Annotated in this window: 17 protein-coding genes; 5 read left to right on the forward strand and 12 right to left on the reverse strand. The window is 44.0% G+C overall.

Annotation, left to right across the window (positions count from 1 at the left end; all coding sequences use genetic code 11):
* Positions 1-67: 67 nt before the first annotated feature.
* The 4 genes from AC27HD_RS02745 to sdhC are packed head-to-tail and all read right to left on the reverse strand — an operon-like array spanning position 68 to position 3,282.
* Positions 68-778, reverse strand: a complete 711-nt coding sequence (locus AC27HD_RS02745; protein WP_032094185.1) for a succinate dehydrogenase iron-sulfur subunit — start codon at positions 776-778, stop codon at positions 68-70.
* 14 nt (positions 779-792) lie between these two features.
* Complete coding sequence (gene sdhA / locus AC27HD_RS02750) at positions 793-2,565, reverse strand: succinate dehydrogenase flavoprotein subunit (RefSeq protein WP_032094186.1); 1,773 nt, start codon at positions 2,563-2,565, stop codon at positions 793-795.
* Position 2,566: 1 nt separating this feature from the next.
* Positions 2,567-2,914, reverse strand: a complete 348-nt coding sequence (gene sdhD / locus AC27HD_RS02755) for a succinate dehydrogenase, hydrophobic membrane anchor protein (RefSeq protein WP_032094187.1) — start codon at positions 2,912-2,914, stop codon at positions 2,567-2,569.
* A complete protein-coding gene (gene sdhC, locus AC27HD_RS02760) occupies positions 2,908-3,282 on the reverse strand; it encodes a succinate dehydrogenase, cytochrome b556 subunit (RefSeq protein WP_032094188.1) in 375 nt (124 codons plus the stop codon). The genes sdhD and sdhC overlap by 7 nt, the downstream gene beginning before the upstream one ends.
* Before the next feature lie 699 nt (positions 3,283-3,981).
* On the opposite strand from sdhC, the gene AC27HD_RS02765 reads away from it, so the two are divergent.
* Positions 3,982-5,259, forward strand: coding sequence for a citrate synthase (locus AC27HD_RS02765; protein ID WP_032094189.1), 1,278 nt, complete (start codon positions 3,982-3,984; stop codon positions 5,257-5,259).
* A gap of 88 nt (positions 5,260-5,347) precedes the next feature.
* Positions 5,348-5,770 carry a DUF3429 domain-containing protein gene (locus tag AC27HD_RS02770; protein WP_032094190.1) on the forward strand — a complete coding sequence of 141 codons (423 nt, stop codon included), beginning with the start codon at positions 5,348-5,350 and terminating at the stop codon, positions 5,768-5,770.
* A gap of 142 nt (positions 5,771-5,912) precedes the next feature.
* On the opposite strand, the gene AC27HD_RS02775 is transcribed toward AC27HD_RS02770, so the two are convergent.
* A complete protein-coding gene (locus tag AC27HD_RS02775) occupies positions 5,913-6,818 on the reverse strand; it encodes a pirin family protein (protein ID WP_487103602.1) in 906 nt (301 codons plus the stop codon).
* Positions 6,819-6,833: 15 nt separating this feature from the next.
* Entirely contained in the window at positions 6,834-7,796 is a 963-nt protein-coding gene (locus AC27HD_RS02780; protein WP_487103604.1) for a glutathione S-transferase family protein, read from the reverse strand.
* 745 nt (positions 7,797-8,541) lie between these two features.
* Here AC27HD_RS02780 and tcdA point away from each other — a divergent pair.
* Together tcdA and AC27HD_RS02790 are read left to right on the forward strand one after the other, a co-directional pair.
* Complete coding sequence (gene tcdA / locus AC27HD_RS02785) at positions 8,542-9,318, forward strand: tRNA cyclic N6-threonylcarbamoyladenosine(37) synthase TcdA (RefSeq protein ID WP_487103606.1); 777 nt, start codon at positions 8,542-8,544, stop codon at positions 9,316-9,318.
* Between the two features lie 141 nt (positions 9,319-9,459).
* Entirely contained in the window at positions 9,460-9,867 is a 408-nt protein-coding gene (locus AC27HD_RS02790) for a hypothetical protein (protein ID WP_081926505.1), read from the forward strand.
* Positions 9,868-9,903: 36 nt separating this feature from the next.
* Here the strand turns inward: AC27HD_RS02790 and AC27HD_RS02795 are convergent, their stop codons facing one another.
* Positions 9,904-10,488, reverse strand: coding sequence for a DUF2919 family protein (locus tag AC27HD_RS02795; RefSeq protein WP_487103608.1), 585 nt, complete (start codon positions 10,486-10,488; stop codon positions 9,904-9,906).
* 378 nt (positions 10,489-10,866) lie between these two features.
* On the opposite strand from AC27HD_RS02795, the gene rimO reads away from it, so the two are divergent.
* The gene (rimO, locus tag AC27HD_RS02800) at positions 10,867-12,297 is read left to right on the forward strand and encodes a 30S ribosomal protein S12 methylthiotransferase RimO (RefSeq protein ID WP_487103610.1); all 1,431 of its coding nucleotides are present in this window, start codon (positions 10,867-10,869) and stop codon (positions 12,295-12,297) included.
* 91 nt (positions 12,298-12,388) lie between these two features.
* On the opposite strand, the gene AC27HD_RS02805 is transcribed toward rimO, so the two are convergent.
* From AC27HD_RS02805 to msbA, 5 genes are all read right to left on the reverse strand, one after another.
* Entirely contained in the window at positions 12,389-13,048 is a 660-nt protein-coding gene (locus AC27HD_RS02805) for an SDR family oxidoreductase (protein ID WP_487103612.1), read from the reverse strand.
* Positions 13,049-13,115: 67 nt separating this feature from the next.
* A complete protein-coding gene (gene kdsB / locus AC27HD_RS02810; protein WP_487103613.1) occupies positions 13,116-13,874 on the reverse strand; it encodes a 3-deoxy-manno-octulosonate cytidylyltransferase in 759 nt (252 codons plus the stop codon).
* A gap of 98 nt (positions 13,875-13,972) precedes the next feature.
* Entirely contained in the window at positions 13,973-14,167 is a 195-nt protein-coding gene (locus AC27HD_RS02815; RefSeq protein WP_032094197.1) for a Trm112 family protein, read from the reverse strand.
* A complete protein-coding gene (lpxK, locus tag AC27HD_RS02820) occupies positions 14,157-15,185 on the reverse strand; it encodes a tetraacyldisaccharide 4'-kinase (protein ID WP_487103615.1) in 1,029 nt (342 codons plus the stop codon). The genes AC27HD_RS02815 and lpxK overlap by 11 nt, the downstream gene beginning before the upstream one ends.
* Positions 15,182-16,930, reverse strand: a complete 1,749-nt coding sequence (gene msbA / locus AC27HD_RS02825) for a lipid A export permease/ATP-binding protein MsbA (protein ID WP_487103617.1) — start codon at positions 16,928-16,930, stop codon at positions 15,182-15,184. The genes lpxK and msbA overlap by 4 nt, the downstream gene beginning before the upstream one ends.
* Positions 16,931-17,273 lie beyond the last annotated feature (343 nt).

Below are 17,273 nucleotides of genomic sequence, written 5' to 3' on the forward strand. Positions count from 1 at the left end.
CATCCTAACTGGATGGCTATTTAGAGCATCAAAAATCTGTGACTAACTTAGTTAGTAAAGATTCGAACTAAACAGCCCGAGACAGAAGCATAGACTTTATTTGTCCAATTGCTTTTGTTGGGTTTAATCCTTTCGGGCATACGCTTACACAGTTCATAATACCATGACAGCGGAATACGCTAAAGGCGTCGTCCAGCTCGTTCAAACGCTCGTCTGTCGCCGTATCACGGCTATCGATTAGGAAGCGATAAGCATGTAACAACCCTGCTGGGCCGATGAACTTATCTGGATTCCACCAAAATGACGGACAAGATGTTGAACAACAAGCACATAAAATACACTCATACAGACCATCTAACTTCGCACGCTCTTCAGGAGACTGCAAGTGCTCTCGAGCAGGTGGCTGTTTTCCATCGTTGATCAAGAAAGGCTTAATCTTCTCGTACTGAGTGTAAAATTGCGTCATATCAACAACTAGGTCACGCACTACGGGTAGACCTGGAAGTGGACGTACAACAATTTTGCCCTTTCCTAACGCTGACAGTGGAGTAATACAAGCAAGACCGTTCTTGCCGTTCATATTCACACCATCTGAACCACATACACCTTCACGGCATGAACGACGGAAGGACAACGAGGCATCTTCTTCTTTCAATGCAATCAGTGCGTCTAGTACCATCATGTCTTGACCTTCCTCTACTTCTAGAGTGTAGTCTTGCATGCGTGGTTTAGCGTCAACATCTGGGTTATAACGGTATATCGAAAATTCTAATTTCATTATCGTTACCTCTCTTAATACGAACGCGCTTTAGGAGGGAATGCCTCTCTAAGTTTCGGCGCCATATTGACATCACGTTTGAGCATTTTTTCAGTGTTCGGATCGTAAATGCTGTGGCATAGCCAGTTGTCATCATCACGATCTGGGAAATCGAAGCGGCTGTGCGCGCCACGGCTTTCCGTTCTGAAATTCGCTGCTACTGCTGTGCTATACGCGGTTTCCATCAGGTTATCAAGTTCTAGGCATTCAATACGCTGTGTATTAAAGTCTGAGCTCTTATCGTCAAGGCGGGCATTCTGCAAGCGCTCGCGAATTTCGCCAAGCTCTTTCAGGCCGTCAGCCATTGCATCACCTTCACGGAATACTGAGAAGTTAAGCTGCATGCATTTTTGCATGTCTTTCTTGATCTGAACTGGGTCTTCGCCCTTGCCAGTCTCTGAACTTTCCCAGCGGTTAAATCTAGCCATTGCTGCATCTAGGTCAGACTCTGATGCGTCGCGACTTGGTGCCATATCAGATAGTGTCTTGCCAAGGTGCATACCCGTTGCGCGACCAAATACAACCAAATCAAGTAGTGAGTTACCACCTAGGCGGTTTGCACCGTGTACTGATACACAAGCAATCTCACCACAAGCAAATAAACCATTCACAACTTTATCGTTGCCGTTTTCGTCCACTGCTAAGCACTGACCGTCTACGTTAGTAGGAATACCGCCCATCATGTAGTGACACGTTGGTATTACTGGAATTGGCTCTTTAACAGGGTCAACGTGAGCAAAGGTACGAGACAACTCAAGAATACCAGGCAGACGTGATTCAAGTACGTCTTTACCAAGGTGGTCAAGCTTAAGTTTGATGTGTGTGCCCCAAGGACCCTCACAACCACGACCTTCTCTAATCTCAGTCATCATTGAACGAGCAACAACGTCACGGCCTGCTAAGTCTTTCGCATTAGGTGCATAACGTTCCATGAAACGCTCGCCGTCTTTGTTGAGTAGATAACCACCTTCACCACGACAACCTTCAGTAACTAATGTTCCTGCACCAGCGATACCCGTTGGGTGGAACTGCCACATTTCCATATCTTGAACCGCAACACCAGCACGTAGTGCCATACCAACACCGTCACCAGTATTGATGTGGGCATTAGTGGTAGATGCGTAAATACGACCTGCGCCACCTGTTGCTAGTACGACTGCGCGAGACTTAAAGTAAACGACTTCGCCAGACTCGATGTCGATTGCTGTACAACCAACAACGTCACCGTCTTGGTTTTTCACTAAATCAAGGGCATACCATTCAGAAAATACTTTTGTTTTATTTTTTACGTTCTGTTGGTAAAGAAGGTGAAGAAGCGCATGACCTGTACGGTCAGCAGCAGCTGCTGTACGTGCCGCTTGCTCGCCACCAAAGTTTCTTGATTGTCCACCAAAAGGACGTTGATATACTTTTCCGTTTTCAAAACGAGAGAACGGTAGACCCATATTTTCCATTTCTATAATGGCTTCAGGACCTTCTTTACACATGTATTCGATTGCATCTTGGTCGCCGATGTAATCTGACCCTTTTACAGTGTCATACATGTGCCATTCCCAGTTGTCTTCATGTGAATTACCTAGCGCAACAGTAATACCACCCTGTGCAGACACAGTATGAGAACGGGTTGGGAAAACTTTTGATAACAGTGCACATGACTTACCAGACTGTGAAATCTGTAGCGCGGCACGCATACCTGCGCCACCAGCCCCAATTACTACTGCATCAAACTCGTGTACGGGTAAACTCATCTTACACTCCCCACAATACAAATAGGCCGACAGCTACGTAGCCAAAAGCGATGATATTTAGTATATATTGTAATCCCGCGCGCAGACTTGTTGACTTAACATAGTCTGATAGTACCTGCCAAAGGCCGATACGTACGTGGATCATCACTGCGATTAGTGCTGCCAATGTGAAAACTTTCATAGCTAAACCAGAGAATAACCCACGCCATTCGACGTAACTTAAGCTACCGCTGGTTATAAAGTACCACGCCATGAAAATCGAGTACGCGAAAATAATTGCTGCTGTCGCACGAAGTGATACGTAATCTTGTACACCATCGCGCTTCATACTTGCTTGGTTGGTTACCATAATGCAACTCCCAATACTACGGTCAGTACAATCCATAGTGCGATTGTTGCTTTTGCACTATTGTTGCCTGACTCTAATTCTTCCCAGTGACCTAAATCCATAACAACATGTCTTAGGCCGCCTAGAATGTGATACGTCAGCGCTGAAGCTGTGCCTATTGCGACAAATTTTCCAAAGAAACCGTCCATTATTGCTTGAACATTCGCGAAGCCTTCAGGCGACTGAACAGATACTGCCCATGCCCAAATAACGAAAAGTAACGCGAAGAACATTGCAACACCGGTTACGCGGTGGAGAATTGACGAAATAGCAGAGGGCGGAAATTTAATAGTATTGAGTTCTAAATTTACTGGTCTTTGCTTTTTCACAATGTATGCCTGTTTAATCCGTAGGGATAAGAATTACTTGTATTTATTATGTCCTGAACAAGTGAATTCGCTTTTAACCTGTTAATTGCCTCATCCATTGAGTTGTTAACAATTTGTGAACTTATCTTTAATGCTTTTAACAGAATAATTATTCTAGTATTCAAGCACCGCCGAGTATATCCAGCGTAGTATATAATTACAATTTTTTGTGTCGTAGTAAGACTTTAGTCTGTATTAACACTTTATTGGTAACTATTTTAAATAAAAAGAGATCACAATTGCTCCAAACCCGCCGCTTCTAACGTACAAACGCGTGATTTAGGTTATCAGTGCTGGGTTTGTGTGACCATATTATATCGAGCAAGTTAATGTCTTTTAATGTAACTGGTTAATTATTCTGCATGAAGTATATAAGCTTGTAACGCAACGCATCACAAAAACATCGATTAATGATTTACCTTTTCCCAAAAGTAATTAAAAATATTGGGGTATTAAGGAAAGTGGTGTTTTTATTTAGTAAATAGTGAGTAACAAAGTTGCTAATACAAATCTCAGTGATAGAGAATATTTATTATACATATATGCAATAAAATTGACTTATTGGTGCATAATAAAGTACAAATACGCCCACTTTTCCCAATTAAGCGGACATTTTCGTCCGTTTTGCTGCAAACAGAACCATTCTGAGGAGAGCAATATATGGCAGATCAAAAAGCCATTCTTAAAGCCGGCGACAAGGAAATCGAGCTTCCTATTTTGTCTGGCACAGAAGGACAAGATGTAATCGACGTCCGTTCAGTTGGACAACACGGTTATTTTACTTACGACCCTGGTTTTATGGCTACAGGATCTTGCGAGTCTAGCATCACTTACATTGACGGCGCTGCCGGCGTACTTCTTCACCGTGGCTTCCCCATCGAAGAACTAGCGCGCGACGCTGACTACCTAGAAGTATGCTACATGCTGTTACACGGTGACGCACCGTCTACAGAGCAATACGAGGAATTTAAAGAAACAATTACTCGTCATACAATGGTTCACGAGCAAATTAACATGTTCTTCCATGGTTTCCGCAACGACGCCCACCCTATGGCGATGTTGTGCGGTACTGTTGGTGCAATGTCATCGTTCTATCACAGCGACCTTGACGTTTCTAACGAAGAACAGCGTGTACGCAGTGCACACCGTTTAATCGCGAAAATGCCTACACTTGTTGCTATGTGTTACAAGTACAATGTAGGTCAACCGTTCGTATATCCTCGTAACGACTTGAGCTATGCAGCTAACTTCTTAAACATGATGTTTTCTGTACCTGCTGAAGAACATAAGATTAGCCCTGCAGTTGAGCGTGCAATGGACCGTATCTTTACGCTTCATGCTGACCACGAGCAAAATGCATCTACCTCTACCGTTCGTCTAGCTGGTTCATCTGGTGCTAACCCTTATGCGTGTATCGCTGCAGGTGTTGCGTCTTTGTGGGGTCCTGCTCACGGTGGTGCAAACGAAGCATGCCTTAACATGCTAGAAGAAATCGGTACTGTTGACCGCATTCCAGAGTTTATCGCCAGAGCGAAAGACAAGTCTGACCCATTCCGCCTAATGGGCTTCGGTCACCGTGTTTATAAAAACCACGATCCCCGTGCCACCGTTATGCGTGAAAGCTGTCATGAAGTACTCAGTGAACTTAACGTAAAAGATCCACTGCTTGAAGTAGCAATGGAACTTGAAAAGATTGCGTTGAGCGACCCGTACTTTGCAGAGAAGAAGTTATTCCCTAACGTGGATTTCTATTCTGGTATCGTACTTAAAGCGATTGGTATTCCAACTAACATGTTTACATGTATCTTTGCGTTATCGCGCACAGTGGGTTGGATTTCACACTGGCATGAGATGATGAGCGATCCAAAACAAAAAATTGGTCGTCCTCGTCAGCTATACACCGGTCACAGCCAAAGAAAATATACCCCTATAAAGTAGTTATGAACTAACTGCCTTTTTAGGTTGTAAAAATAGCGCCACGATTGGCGCTATTTTTGTTTATGGCGTATTTTTTAAAGGAGTACAAATGCCCTATTCTGCACTTGGTCTTGGTTTAGCAGGTTTAATACCGTTTATTGCTATGCCGCTGGCCTACGTATTTAATATTTTATCCATTACGCAAAGCGCAACGTACTTCGTACAGTATTCCGCAGTGTTACTCTCTTTCTTTGGTGGCGTTCACTGGTGGGATGCAATTAGCAATCAGCGCTACGACAAGCAAATGTATTTGGCCATGTTGCCTACTATTGTGGGATGGCTGTGTCTTGTCTTCGCCAGTGATGTAAAGGTTCTCGGTGTGCTGTCGTTAAGCTACGTTGCCGTTATGCTTTACGATAAATTCACTCTCAGCCTACCAAAAGACCAAATTGTGAGTTACATCGGATTACGCATGGGATTAACCACCGTTGCGGTAGTCAGTCATGCCTGGATGATATTTCTATTATCATAAATATAACGATATAAAAAAACAGACTGCCACAGCTCGTTTGAGCCGTGGCGGTCTCGTCGCTCTTACTTAGTGGCTCTCATAATTAGCGAGTCGCATAATTAGCGTCTCTCTTACATTGCCACAGTGTTTTTTGGCGAGTCTCTTATGTTGCAAGTGTCCCATTTTTATACGCCTCAAACGCCTCCATTATTTCTTGCTGCGTATTCATAACGAAGGGTCCGTATTGAACAATGGGCTCATTAATCGGCTCACCAAATACCACAATACACTTGCATTCACCCTTGGTAAGAAGCGTTAGTTGTGAGTTCTCAGTACTTGTGGACGACAGTACCCCGAGTTCTGTTGCGCTGAGCGTATTTTCCAATGCTGCTGATTCTGGGTTTACCGTCAACGCCCCCTCATAAACATAAATAAACCCCTCTTGCATTCCCTTAATATTAATAGAAAGAAGAGAGGGTTTATCCTCGGTGGGTGTAAGATGAATATCAAAAAACGACGGTGCAACAGCGGTGGTTTTTACAGGTCCAGTAACACCGTCAAATTCACCAGCAAGCACCTTCACTGTGGCTCCGTGACTATTTACAACCGGTACGTCTGACGGTTGAATGTCTTGGTAGTTTGGCGATGACATTTTTTCATGAGACGGAAGATTCACCCATAATTGAAAGCCTTGAAGCAGGCCCTCTTCTTGCTCTGGCATTTCTTCATGGATAATACCTTTACCTGCATTCATCCACTGGATCCCGCCTGCCTCTATAACCCCCTCGTTCCCTACGGAATCTTTATGGCGCATCTTCCCTGCCAACATGTAAGTTACCGTTTGAAACCCCCTATGGGGGTGAGCAGGAAAGCCAGATAAGTATTCATCCGGTTTATCGGAACCAAAAAAATCGAGCATCAAGAATGGGTCAAGCCTAGGGAGCATTGGCTGACCAATAATACGCGTTAAAGAGACACCGGCCCCGTCACTCGTGGCTACTCCTTTGACCCGTTTTGTGACCGAGCGTTGAGTGACAGCATGTTTTTGATCATTAGTGTTTGAATTCATAACAGGTGCTCTCGCTCATTTACCGATGTGTTCTCTGCCATGGGCAGACATCAAATCTTGAGATGGTCCCACTGGGATAACCTGGGTTGGGTTAATCATGGTATGACTAAAATAATAGTGACGCTTTATATGGTCAAAATTAACGGTTTCTGCCACGCCAGGTACTTGGTAAAGCTCTTTCATATACCCGAATGTATTGGGGTAATCGGCTATTTGCTTTTTATTACATTTAAAGTGTCCGTGATACACGGGGTCGAAGCGTACTAAGGTGGTAAATAGACGCCAGTCTGCCTCGGTTAGCGTGTCTCCCACTAAATAACGCGATGAGGAAAGACGAGTTTCAACCTCTTCAAGGGCATCGAACAACGCATTGACGGCTTCTTCATACGCCTCTTGTGTAGTGGCGAAACCAGACTTGTACACCCCATTATTAATACTGTGATAAACCAATTCGTTAATTTCGTCGATGTCAGAGCGCAATAATTCAGGGTAATAATCATCCTCGTTTCCTGTTAGCGCATTAAAGTCGCTATTGAGAATTCGAATGATGTCTGCTGACTCGTTGTTAACAATGGTGTTGAGTTTTTTATCCCACAAAATTGGCACAGTAACTCTTGTCGTAATATCAGAGTCGACCTTGGTGTATAGCTGGTGAGCAAACTCAAAGTTAAAAAGTGTATCGCCAGTTGCACCAGGATAATCTCCAAATTCCCAGCCGTTATCTAGCATTTCTGGATGCACGACAGATACGTCGATGTGGGATTCTAGCTTCTTAAGCTTGCGAAAAATCAGTGTTCTATGGGCCCATGGGCACGCTAAAGATACATACAGGTGATAGCGCCCGCTTTCAGGGGCAAACTTACCGTCACTGTCCTCTATTCGATGACGGAACTTACTTGCCTGCCGTTCAAATTTGCCGCCACTTTTATCAGTGTCGTACCATTTATCTTGCCACTTTCCATCAACTAATAAACCCATAACCATACCTCTTTGATAAGGACGCGCTGACCGTTGCCGTACATTCGAACCAACGATTTTAAAATTGTTTACGCGCCTAAGTGTTAAACGTCGTAATTTCGATAGATTAATTAAAACATGTAATTTATAGAACGTATGTTGACTTAATACGGATTTATCATTCTAAAAAAGCTAAAGAAACTAGGGCGTGTTTATCTTTGTTGTACGAGTTTTGGGCTAAATGGAAGCATTTTAATCACGAAACAGTCCTGTAGGCCTAGTGGGCTAAGTCAAAGGGCCCAAATAATTAGTGACCGGTTATGAGTACAAAAAACGTATCGTCGATGTTACATGTTGAGTCCACTGATGATTCTGGCAATGATTTTTGCGGTGATTTCTGAGAAAATACTCCCCGTTCCAATTTAGGTACAGCGAAGGTTGGTAAAAAGTGTAGCTAGGGCGCTAATAGAGTGCTGATAAAGTGCTGATAAAATGCAGAACAAAGCGCCGAAGGATTCATTGAGCTATACACTGATTTTGTCATTGAGCTATTTACGAAGCTAGCCACTGAATTGGCCGCAAAGCTTTTGCCTATTATTTACCGTGCTGTGCGAAATACTAAACGCCAAATAAAATGCGAATTAAATTACGAAAGAAAGTGCAATAAAGATGTTTAGCGCGCAACAAGCCATTCGCAGAGATAAACAACACTATTTGAACAAGCTTATTTCATTGAGCGAGTCATAACGAACTGAGTAGAATTACCATGTCTGAAGACCCACGGTTAGGTGGCATAGTGCGCCTGTACGGCGCAGAACAAACCCATGCACTAGCAAATAGCCATGTTGCCGTTATTGGCATAGGTGGCGTGGGCAGTTGGACCGCAGAGGCTCTTGCGCGCTCGGGTGTAGGCAAAATCACCCTAGTAGACTTAGATGATGTGTGTGTCACTAACACGAATCGCCAAATCCACGCACTCAATAACACAATAGGCGAGCCGAAGGTCGAGGTAATGGCATCCCGTATAGCGCAAATCAATCCTGCGTGTGACGTTGCGATGATTGAAGATTTCATTACTCCTGAAAATACAAAAAACTTGCTAACAACTGAGATGGACATGGTTGTGGATGCTACTGACAGTATTCGCGCTAAAGCAGCCATGATTGCCCACTGTAAACGCAATAAAATTCCTATTGTTACTGTTGGCGGCGCAGGCGGTCAGATAGACCCTACCCAGGTGACTCGGGGCGACTTGTCAAAGACAACCCAAGACCCTCTTGCAGCAAAGCTTCGAAGTGAATTACGACGTTTTTACAATTTCAGTAAAAACCCTAAACGCCGTTTTGGCGTTGAGTGTATCTACTCCACTGAACAGCTTCGCTACCCTCAGCCAGATGGCTCTGTGTGTTTTAGCAAATCAGCAATGGAAGGTGGAACCCGACTAGATTGCGCTGGAGGCTTTGGTGCCGTTGTCACAGTAACGGCTACATTTGGCATGTTCGCAGCAGCAAGTGTTATAAACCGATTAACGGGTAACAAGTAATTTAAACGCGCTTTCATATTACCTTAGGGCAAACAACCTGTTATATTTCAATGTCTATTGTGTTGTCATGCCCGCTGTATGTACTGAATAGCACGTGTAAATCTTAATTTACCGCTGTATCGCCTAACAAAGGAGAAGACTGTGTCACCAGAAGAGCTCAATAAATTAATGGCCGATTGTGCATCCGACGCAAAGGTTGTCGCATCTAAAGAGTTCGACATCACTCTTGATGATTCACCGCAAAGCATTGCAACGGTAGATGACGTTTTACTTAGCTTTATCGATAAGTTTCACGACCAAGCTCTAGAAGATGAGGCGGTTTTTACTATTTGTAATATTTTTGGCGCCTACGTGGGTGAAATATTAAAAAATCAAATTGGCGGCGAGTGGATTTACGATCAATCAAACCCGAAAGCCCCAACTGTCTTTTTAGGTGTTGGCGGCAATACGTATGCATTAGCTGGCATTTGCTACGAGCGATTGGTCAACGACAGTCAAGTGAGTGTTTATGCCTACTATGAACAAGCCTTGCTCAACCATAAGCACTAATGCTGCTATGACTAACAAGAATAAGGGTTAGCTCCCTTAGCTTTTGTTAATTCCTTCATCCGGCTGTTCATCTTTATCTTCAGTATCGTATTTTGAGGCGTTTTGATTTTTGCATTGCTCTTTGTTTTGCTCGTCAGGCGTCTTCTCGGTCTCTACGAAGGGTGTTGCCCAATCGTAAATCATCCACTTTAAGTGGCGACTACGGGTTACTACATAGAGTGTCACTGAATAGAGTAAAATCTTTACTGCCGTAACCACCTCAAAACCCCATTGATGATGCATGAGATAATAGATTTGAGACGTGAGTAGAATAAGCACCCCTATTTGTATGAATGGCAAAATACAATGACGCCAACTTACAAGGTCGTGCTTCCATAAGCGCTCTCTTTGACTGATCAATACAAGAGTGAGCAATACTGGCAAGCTCGCTACTAAATTAAGGCCTAAGGCTTCCTTTTGAGGATAGAAAAAGGCAAGCAGATCAGTTGTTTGTGTACGAGATGCAACGGAAAAAATAAACACAAGCCAATCTATACAAAGCAGTAGCAATAGCGAATACAACCAGACAGGCGGCAGTATTCGTCCAGATTCATCATAGTACTTTAAGGGTAGTTTTAGCATTGGGTCAGCTTTGTCATAGTCGATTTCATTTTAGTTTTTGTTTTAGTGCTAGTCTGATTAATGGGGCTGTGAATATAAAATTAAAGCGCACCAGCTAAAAATACCGTTAATTAAAAGCTGCCTCTTTGTAACATCAACACGCCCTACTTTAGTCAAAGCCTCTGCAAAAACGTATAGCAACGAACAGCACGCCTTTTTTACTCGTGATTTAAAACGTCCAATTTGAAACTCCTGATTTAAAACGCCTGATTTAATGAAAAATGAGCAGCTATGTACTGTGTTATTGTGCCACTTACTGTATACTTTGCGCCCTTTTTAAGTCGCGCCCAATGTCCGTTGAGTCATTGGGACATCGTCATTGGCTAGGTGATATTTTAGATGACAGTAGAAACGTTTAATCCTAACAAAGTAACCAACAACACAACCACGTTAGAAACGCCGGTAAAAGTGTTGAATGAGACTAAATCGAACAACGCCAGCAACGGCAGTCGTATCGGCTTTGTTTCGTTAGGCTGCCCCAAAAACTTAGTGGATTCTGAGCGTATTCTTACTCAACTTCGCACCGAAGGCTACGATGTCGTACCGACCTATAACGATGCCGATCTAGTCATTGTTAACACCTGTGGGTTCATTGATGCCGCTGTTGAGGAGTCACTAGATACCATTGGCGAAGCACTTAAAGAAAACGGTAAAGTTATTGTCACCGGTTGTCTTGGCATTAAAGAAGACGAAATTCGCGAGGTGCACCCTAACGTTCTCGCTATTACAGGTCCTCATGCGTATGAAACCGTGGTAGAGCAAGTGCATGAGCATTTGCCAAAACCGTCTCACAACCCGTTTGCCGACCTTGTTCCAGACCACGGTGTAAAGCTTACACCAAGACACTATGCTTATTTAAAGATATCGGAAGGCTGTAATCACAGATGCACATTCTGCATTATCCCTTCTATGCGTGGCGACCTAGTGAGTCGACCAGTGGGCAACGTGCTTGATGAAGCTAAGCGCCTAAAAGATGCTGGAGTGAAAGAGCTTCTTGTCATCTCACAAGATACTAGTGCCTATGGTGTTGATGTAAAACACAGAACAGGCTTTTGGAACGGCATGCCTGTTAAAACCCATATGCAGCAGCTGTGTGAAAAGCTAGGTGAAATTGGAATTTGGGTACGTTTACATTACGTGTACCCCTACCCGCATGTTGACGACCTTATTCCTTTGATGAACGAAGGTAAGATTTTGCCTTACCTCGATATTCCGTTTCAGCACGCGAGTAAACGTATTCTGCGTCTAATGAAACGCCCAGGCAGCTCAGAGCGAGTACTGGAACGAGTGAAGAAATGGCGTGAAGCCTGTCCGTCACTTGTTATTCGTTCTACATTTATTGTTGGCTTTCCTGGTGAGACTGAAGAAGAGTTTGAAGAGCTTCTTGAATTCCTGCGAGAAGCGCAGCTTGACCGTGTTGGCGCGTTTGCTTACTCACCCGTTGAAGGTGCAAGGGCTAACGATTTGCCTGATCCTGTTCCAGAAGACGTTAAGCAGCAGCGTCTAACTCGCTTTATGGAGGTGCAGGGAGAAATAAGCGCTGCTCGCCTTCAAGCACGAATTGGCAACGAATACCAAGTGGTTATTGATTACGTAGACAGTGAAGGTGCAGTAGGTAGAACGTACGCTGATGCGCCAGAAGTTGACGGCCTTGTTCATCTAAACGGCGTTTATGATGTGAAACCTGGTGAGCGTGTTTGGGCTGAAGTAATCCACGCTAACGAACACGACGTTTGGGCTGTGCTGTCTGATGAGCAAGACGACGATTAGTACTAATAGCATAAAGTACATAGCACGTAATACGTTAAAAAGGCGCTAATCGCAGCGCCTTTTTTGGTTCTTGGTTTTTAGTTTTTGCTTTTTACCAAGGCAACATTTCACCATTGGAATGAACAAACTGCCCGGTAGACTCGATATTCAATTCAGAAATTCGCTCTACCAAACGCTCTGCACACGTTGTGGTATCGATATCACCAGCACCGCCCACCATTTCGGTTTGCACAAAGCCAGGATGAAACAAGCCAACCGCTATGCCTTTTGGCTTAAGATCGTTAGCTAGCGATACACCTGCGGCATTTAGCGCTGCCTTTGACATACGGTAGCCGTAATAATTACCAGAGCCGTTGTCAGTCATAGAGCCCATCCGACTTGTTATTAAGGCAACCTTGCTGCCTGAAGATAAGCGCGGCAGTAACAGTTGGGTAACAAGTAATGGGCCTAATGCATTTACTCTAAATTGATAATCAATGGTATTTGGATCCCAGTCATCAATAGACTCTTTGCCCAGCACCCCTGCATTATTAATGAGCACATCAATATTGATATTAGACAGCGGCGCTAATTGCTCGCCTAGCGTATCGGGCCGAGACACATCTACGCCCTGAATCACATTAATACCTGTACTGTTTAATTCGTCACAGCTATTTCGGCATGTTGCATACACTTTTGCGCCTTGCTGTTGATATTGCTTGGCCAGTGCGAGTCCGATCCCGCGATTGCCTCCCGTTATAACAACATTCATAACGCCTCCCTTTGTGTGTATTCTCTTATATGGTTAAGTTGATAAAATTGATTTAGATGTTTTAGATTTAACTGTGTTGTTCCAGTGCAACTAACAAACGATCCAAGTCTTCAGGTGTATCAATACCTATAGGTGGTGGCGCTTTGGCCTGTTGGCAATGGATGCTATCGCCGTACCACAAGGCTCTCAATTGCTCTAGCGATTCTATTTGCTCTAAAGCGCTAGGTTCATAATTCACATATTGCTCGATATATCTTGCTCGATACGCATAAATGCCGATGTGGCGATGATAGAGCGCCGTATTTGCATCGCGCTTATCGGCCATCATTCTATCCCGTTCAAAGGGAATGGCTGAGCGTGAAAAGTATATCGCTTCGTTATTCTTGTTAACCACAACCTTTACAATATTAGGGTTAAACACGTCTTCAGTACTGGTAACCGGTGTGGTTAACGTAGCCATCTCACACTCTTTAGCGTGTGCCAAATTAAGCGCAACTTGGCGAATATTTTCTGCGGGAATAAAAGGCTCATCGCCCTGCACATTCACCACAATGTCGTCTGCGCCGAGCGCCATTTTGCGAACCACTTCGGCAATGCGCTCAGTACCAGACTGATGGTCTGACGACGTCATGCAGACCGAGCAGAATTGACTTGCTACTTCTTCAATTCTATCGTCGTCGGTGGCCACTATAATGCGCTCTGCACCGGCTTCTTTAGCACGCTCAACAACATGCTGAATCATTGGCTTTCCGTTGATGGATGCTAAAGGCTTGCCAGGAAAACGACTGGAACCAAAACGTGCGGGTATAACAACTGTAAATGCCATAGCTTGAAGTACCATTTATAAGGGCAAAAGACTTACTTGTTATTGTTTAAATTGCGATTGCAGAAAAACAATAGCGCTTGGTGGAAATCGCTATTGTTTTAGCGAGTCGCGTCCACTTGCTCTAACGACAAGGTCGTTGCCTTGGCTTCTATCAACACAGGAATGCCGTCTTTAATGTCATAAGCAAGACGGTCAAAACGACAAACTAAACTGTTGTTAGACTCACCTAAGACAAGTTTTCCCTTGCATACTGGGCATGCTAATACTTCTAATAGTTTTTTATCAAACGCCATCTTCTTTTTCCTTTTCGCTTTCTATAACTAACCCCGTAGTGGCTAGCTTATTATTTACTTCATTAAAAAACGCATCACTAATACGTGCACTAACTGGCAAAAACCAGCAGTCGTCGTGGGCATATGGAGCTACCTTTACCGCGTCTTTTTCTGTCATGATCACAGTACCATTAGGAATATCATCGCGAGTAAAATGATAGTGATCGGGAAACGGCAAGGACGCAACAAGATTTAGCCCCATCGCTTTTAACTGATTAAAAAAACGCTGGGGAGAACCAATGCCTGCCAGTGCGCTTACAGGCTTTTCACGAAACGAGGCTACGCTAGCCTGCTGTTTTTTATCTTGAATATTGGTGAGTTTCTCTGGCTGTAACGACATAGAAAACTGCTTTGAAACGTCGTGGCGAAATTGGGGAATGACGTCACTGTTATGAATGATTGCATCCACAGTCGCTAAACGCCACTTTCCTTCTCTTAATGGCCCCATGGGCAACAAAAAGCCGCTACCAACTTCTCTATCGTCCATTACCACTAATTCAACGTCTCGATACAGAGCGTAATGCTGAAGGCCATCATCGCAAATAATGAGTTGGCAACCTAATTCATCAACTAAATAGCGAGCACCACGAGCACGTACTGGGTCAATTACTACAGTACAACCGCTTCGACTGGCTAACAGCCTAGGTTCATCACCTACCTCTTCGGCGTTGTCATTCTCATTCACGCTACGCGGGTAAAAACTTGAGTTGCCGCCATAGCCACGACTTAGAATACCCACTTTAATGCCACGTCGGGTGTAATACTCTGCAAGGGCCAATACGACTGGCGTCTTTCCATTACCACCCACAGATATGTTGCCCACAACGATGACGGGCGCATTCACTTTTATAGCTTTCTTAACGCCTAGTTTAAATAGCAGTCTTCTACCTGCAGAAACGCAGTAAAAAAGCAGCGTGAGGGGCGCTAACAACCACACCAATGGGTGTCCGCCATACCACTTTTTTACCAAATTACTCACTTAGCATCACCAAACTGCAGTGCATGAAGTTGTGCGTAATGGCCATTTTTCTCGAGCAGTTCGTGATGGCTGCCTTTTTCGATAATCTGCCCCTGTTCCACCACCATAATAGCATCGGCACTTTCAATGGTAGATAGTCTGTGTGCCACCACAATACTCGTGCAGCGTTTTTGCAGTGTTTCTAATGCATCTTGAATTAACTTCTCAGACTCCGTGTCTAACGCCGACGTTGCCTCATCAAGAATAAGAATGGGCGCCTGGGCTAAAATAGCCCGTGCGATAGCAATGCGCTGGCGCTGGCCTCCCGATAGCATCAAGCCGTTTTCACCAATGACGGTGTCCAGACCATCTGGCAGGTTAGCGAGAAACTCTTCTACATGAGCCATTTTTGCTGCGTGTTCAATCTGGCTACGGGTGACATTTTCCCGCGCACCATAGGCAATGTTGTTAGCGATGCTTTCATTAAACAGGGTAACGTTTTGAGACACTACTGCAAACTGAGCACGTAAGTCTTTAAGGTCTATGGAATTGAGCGCCTTGTCATCAATGCGAATTTCACCCTGTTGGGGTACATAGAACCGCGTTAACAAGGACGATATCGTAGACTTTCCACTACCTGAGCGCCCTACTAGAGCAATGGATTGGCCAGGTTTTGCAGTAAACGAGACATTAGACAGTGCAGGCGTTTGTTTACCGGGGTAACAAAAAGTGACGTCATCAAATTCAAGCTTTCCTGCTGCGCGCTCAAGGGGTAATGTTCCGGTATCATCTTCATCGCTTTGATCTAGAATTTCAAAGATACTCGCACAGGCGGCCATGCCTTTTTGAAATTGATTGTTGATGGTGGTGAGCTGTTTAAGGGGTTTTAGCAGCATGACCATACAGAACACGACATTAATAAATACCCCAGCGGTGAGTTGTTCTAACATGCCTGGCGTACTGGCAATATATAACACTACTGCCAAGGCGATGGAGGCAATAACCTGAATTGATGACACGCTGAGAATTTGAGTTACAGACAGCTTCATAGTTTGCTGACGATTGTGGTTATTCTTTTCTTTAAACTTATCCTGCTCTATTTTCTGCCCACCGAACATGATAACCACTTTATGACCGCGAACCGCCTGCTCTACTGATGAGGTAAGGTTACCCATAGAGTGCTGAATATTTTTACTTACCACCCTGAAACGCTTGCTGACAAAGGCGACAATAATGGCAACTAATGGGCCTATCAGCAGGAAAATAAGAGACAGCTGCCACGAGTAATAGAACATTACCCCTAAAAGGCCTATTACTAATGCACCCTCTCGAATAAGGGTAAGCAGTGCTTTTCCTGATGCATTAGCAACTTGCTCAGTGTCGTAGGTAACTTTACTAATAAGCCCGCCAACGGCGTTGTTATCGTGAAAAGACACCGGCAGGTGAATATACTTTTCAAATAGCTGCTGGCGCATACGCATAACCACTTGAGCACCAATCCAGCTCAATGTGTAGGTACCTAAGAAATTGAATATGCCTCGCAACAAAAACAAAGGGACAATGGCATAAGCGGCAAGGCGCAAGTATTCGTGATCATTTTTTCCCAATGACTCATCAATCATGGGTTGAAGCTGCGCAAAAACAAAGGTGTCCACCGCCGAATAGCCAATCATACCTATGATGGCAAATACGAAAGGCACCTTGTACACCTTTAGGTAGCTAAGAAAGCGCTTAATTTGAAAATCCGAGGTGTCGGCTTGCTGCATGAATTATTTTCACCCGTCTTGTCGTTTGCTAAGTTTTTAAATGCGTAATTAAATACGGTATTCGGTAACTTCTTCGATAAATTGCCTGATAAATTATCCGATAATTAAAGCCCAACGCATTGTTGTGTCTTTAACTAGGTTTTTTGACCTTTGCTGCCCCTTTACTGCCCCCTTTTACTGCCAAATAGCTGCAGCGGCATGTGCTGCCTAAACAAGGGTGATGTTTTAAGACTTGCTAGCCTGAATAGAAAAACATCTAACACGGAATAAACGGTACTAAAACCTTTGCTTTATTGTACTCGTTATTCATTCAATTCACTAATTTCACTCCTTATTTGCTTAA

Source organism: Alteromonas sp. 4NS20-0143, assembly GCF_057542855.1.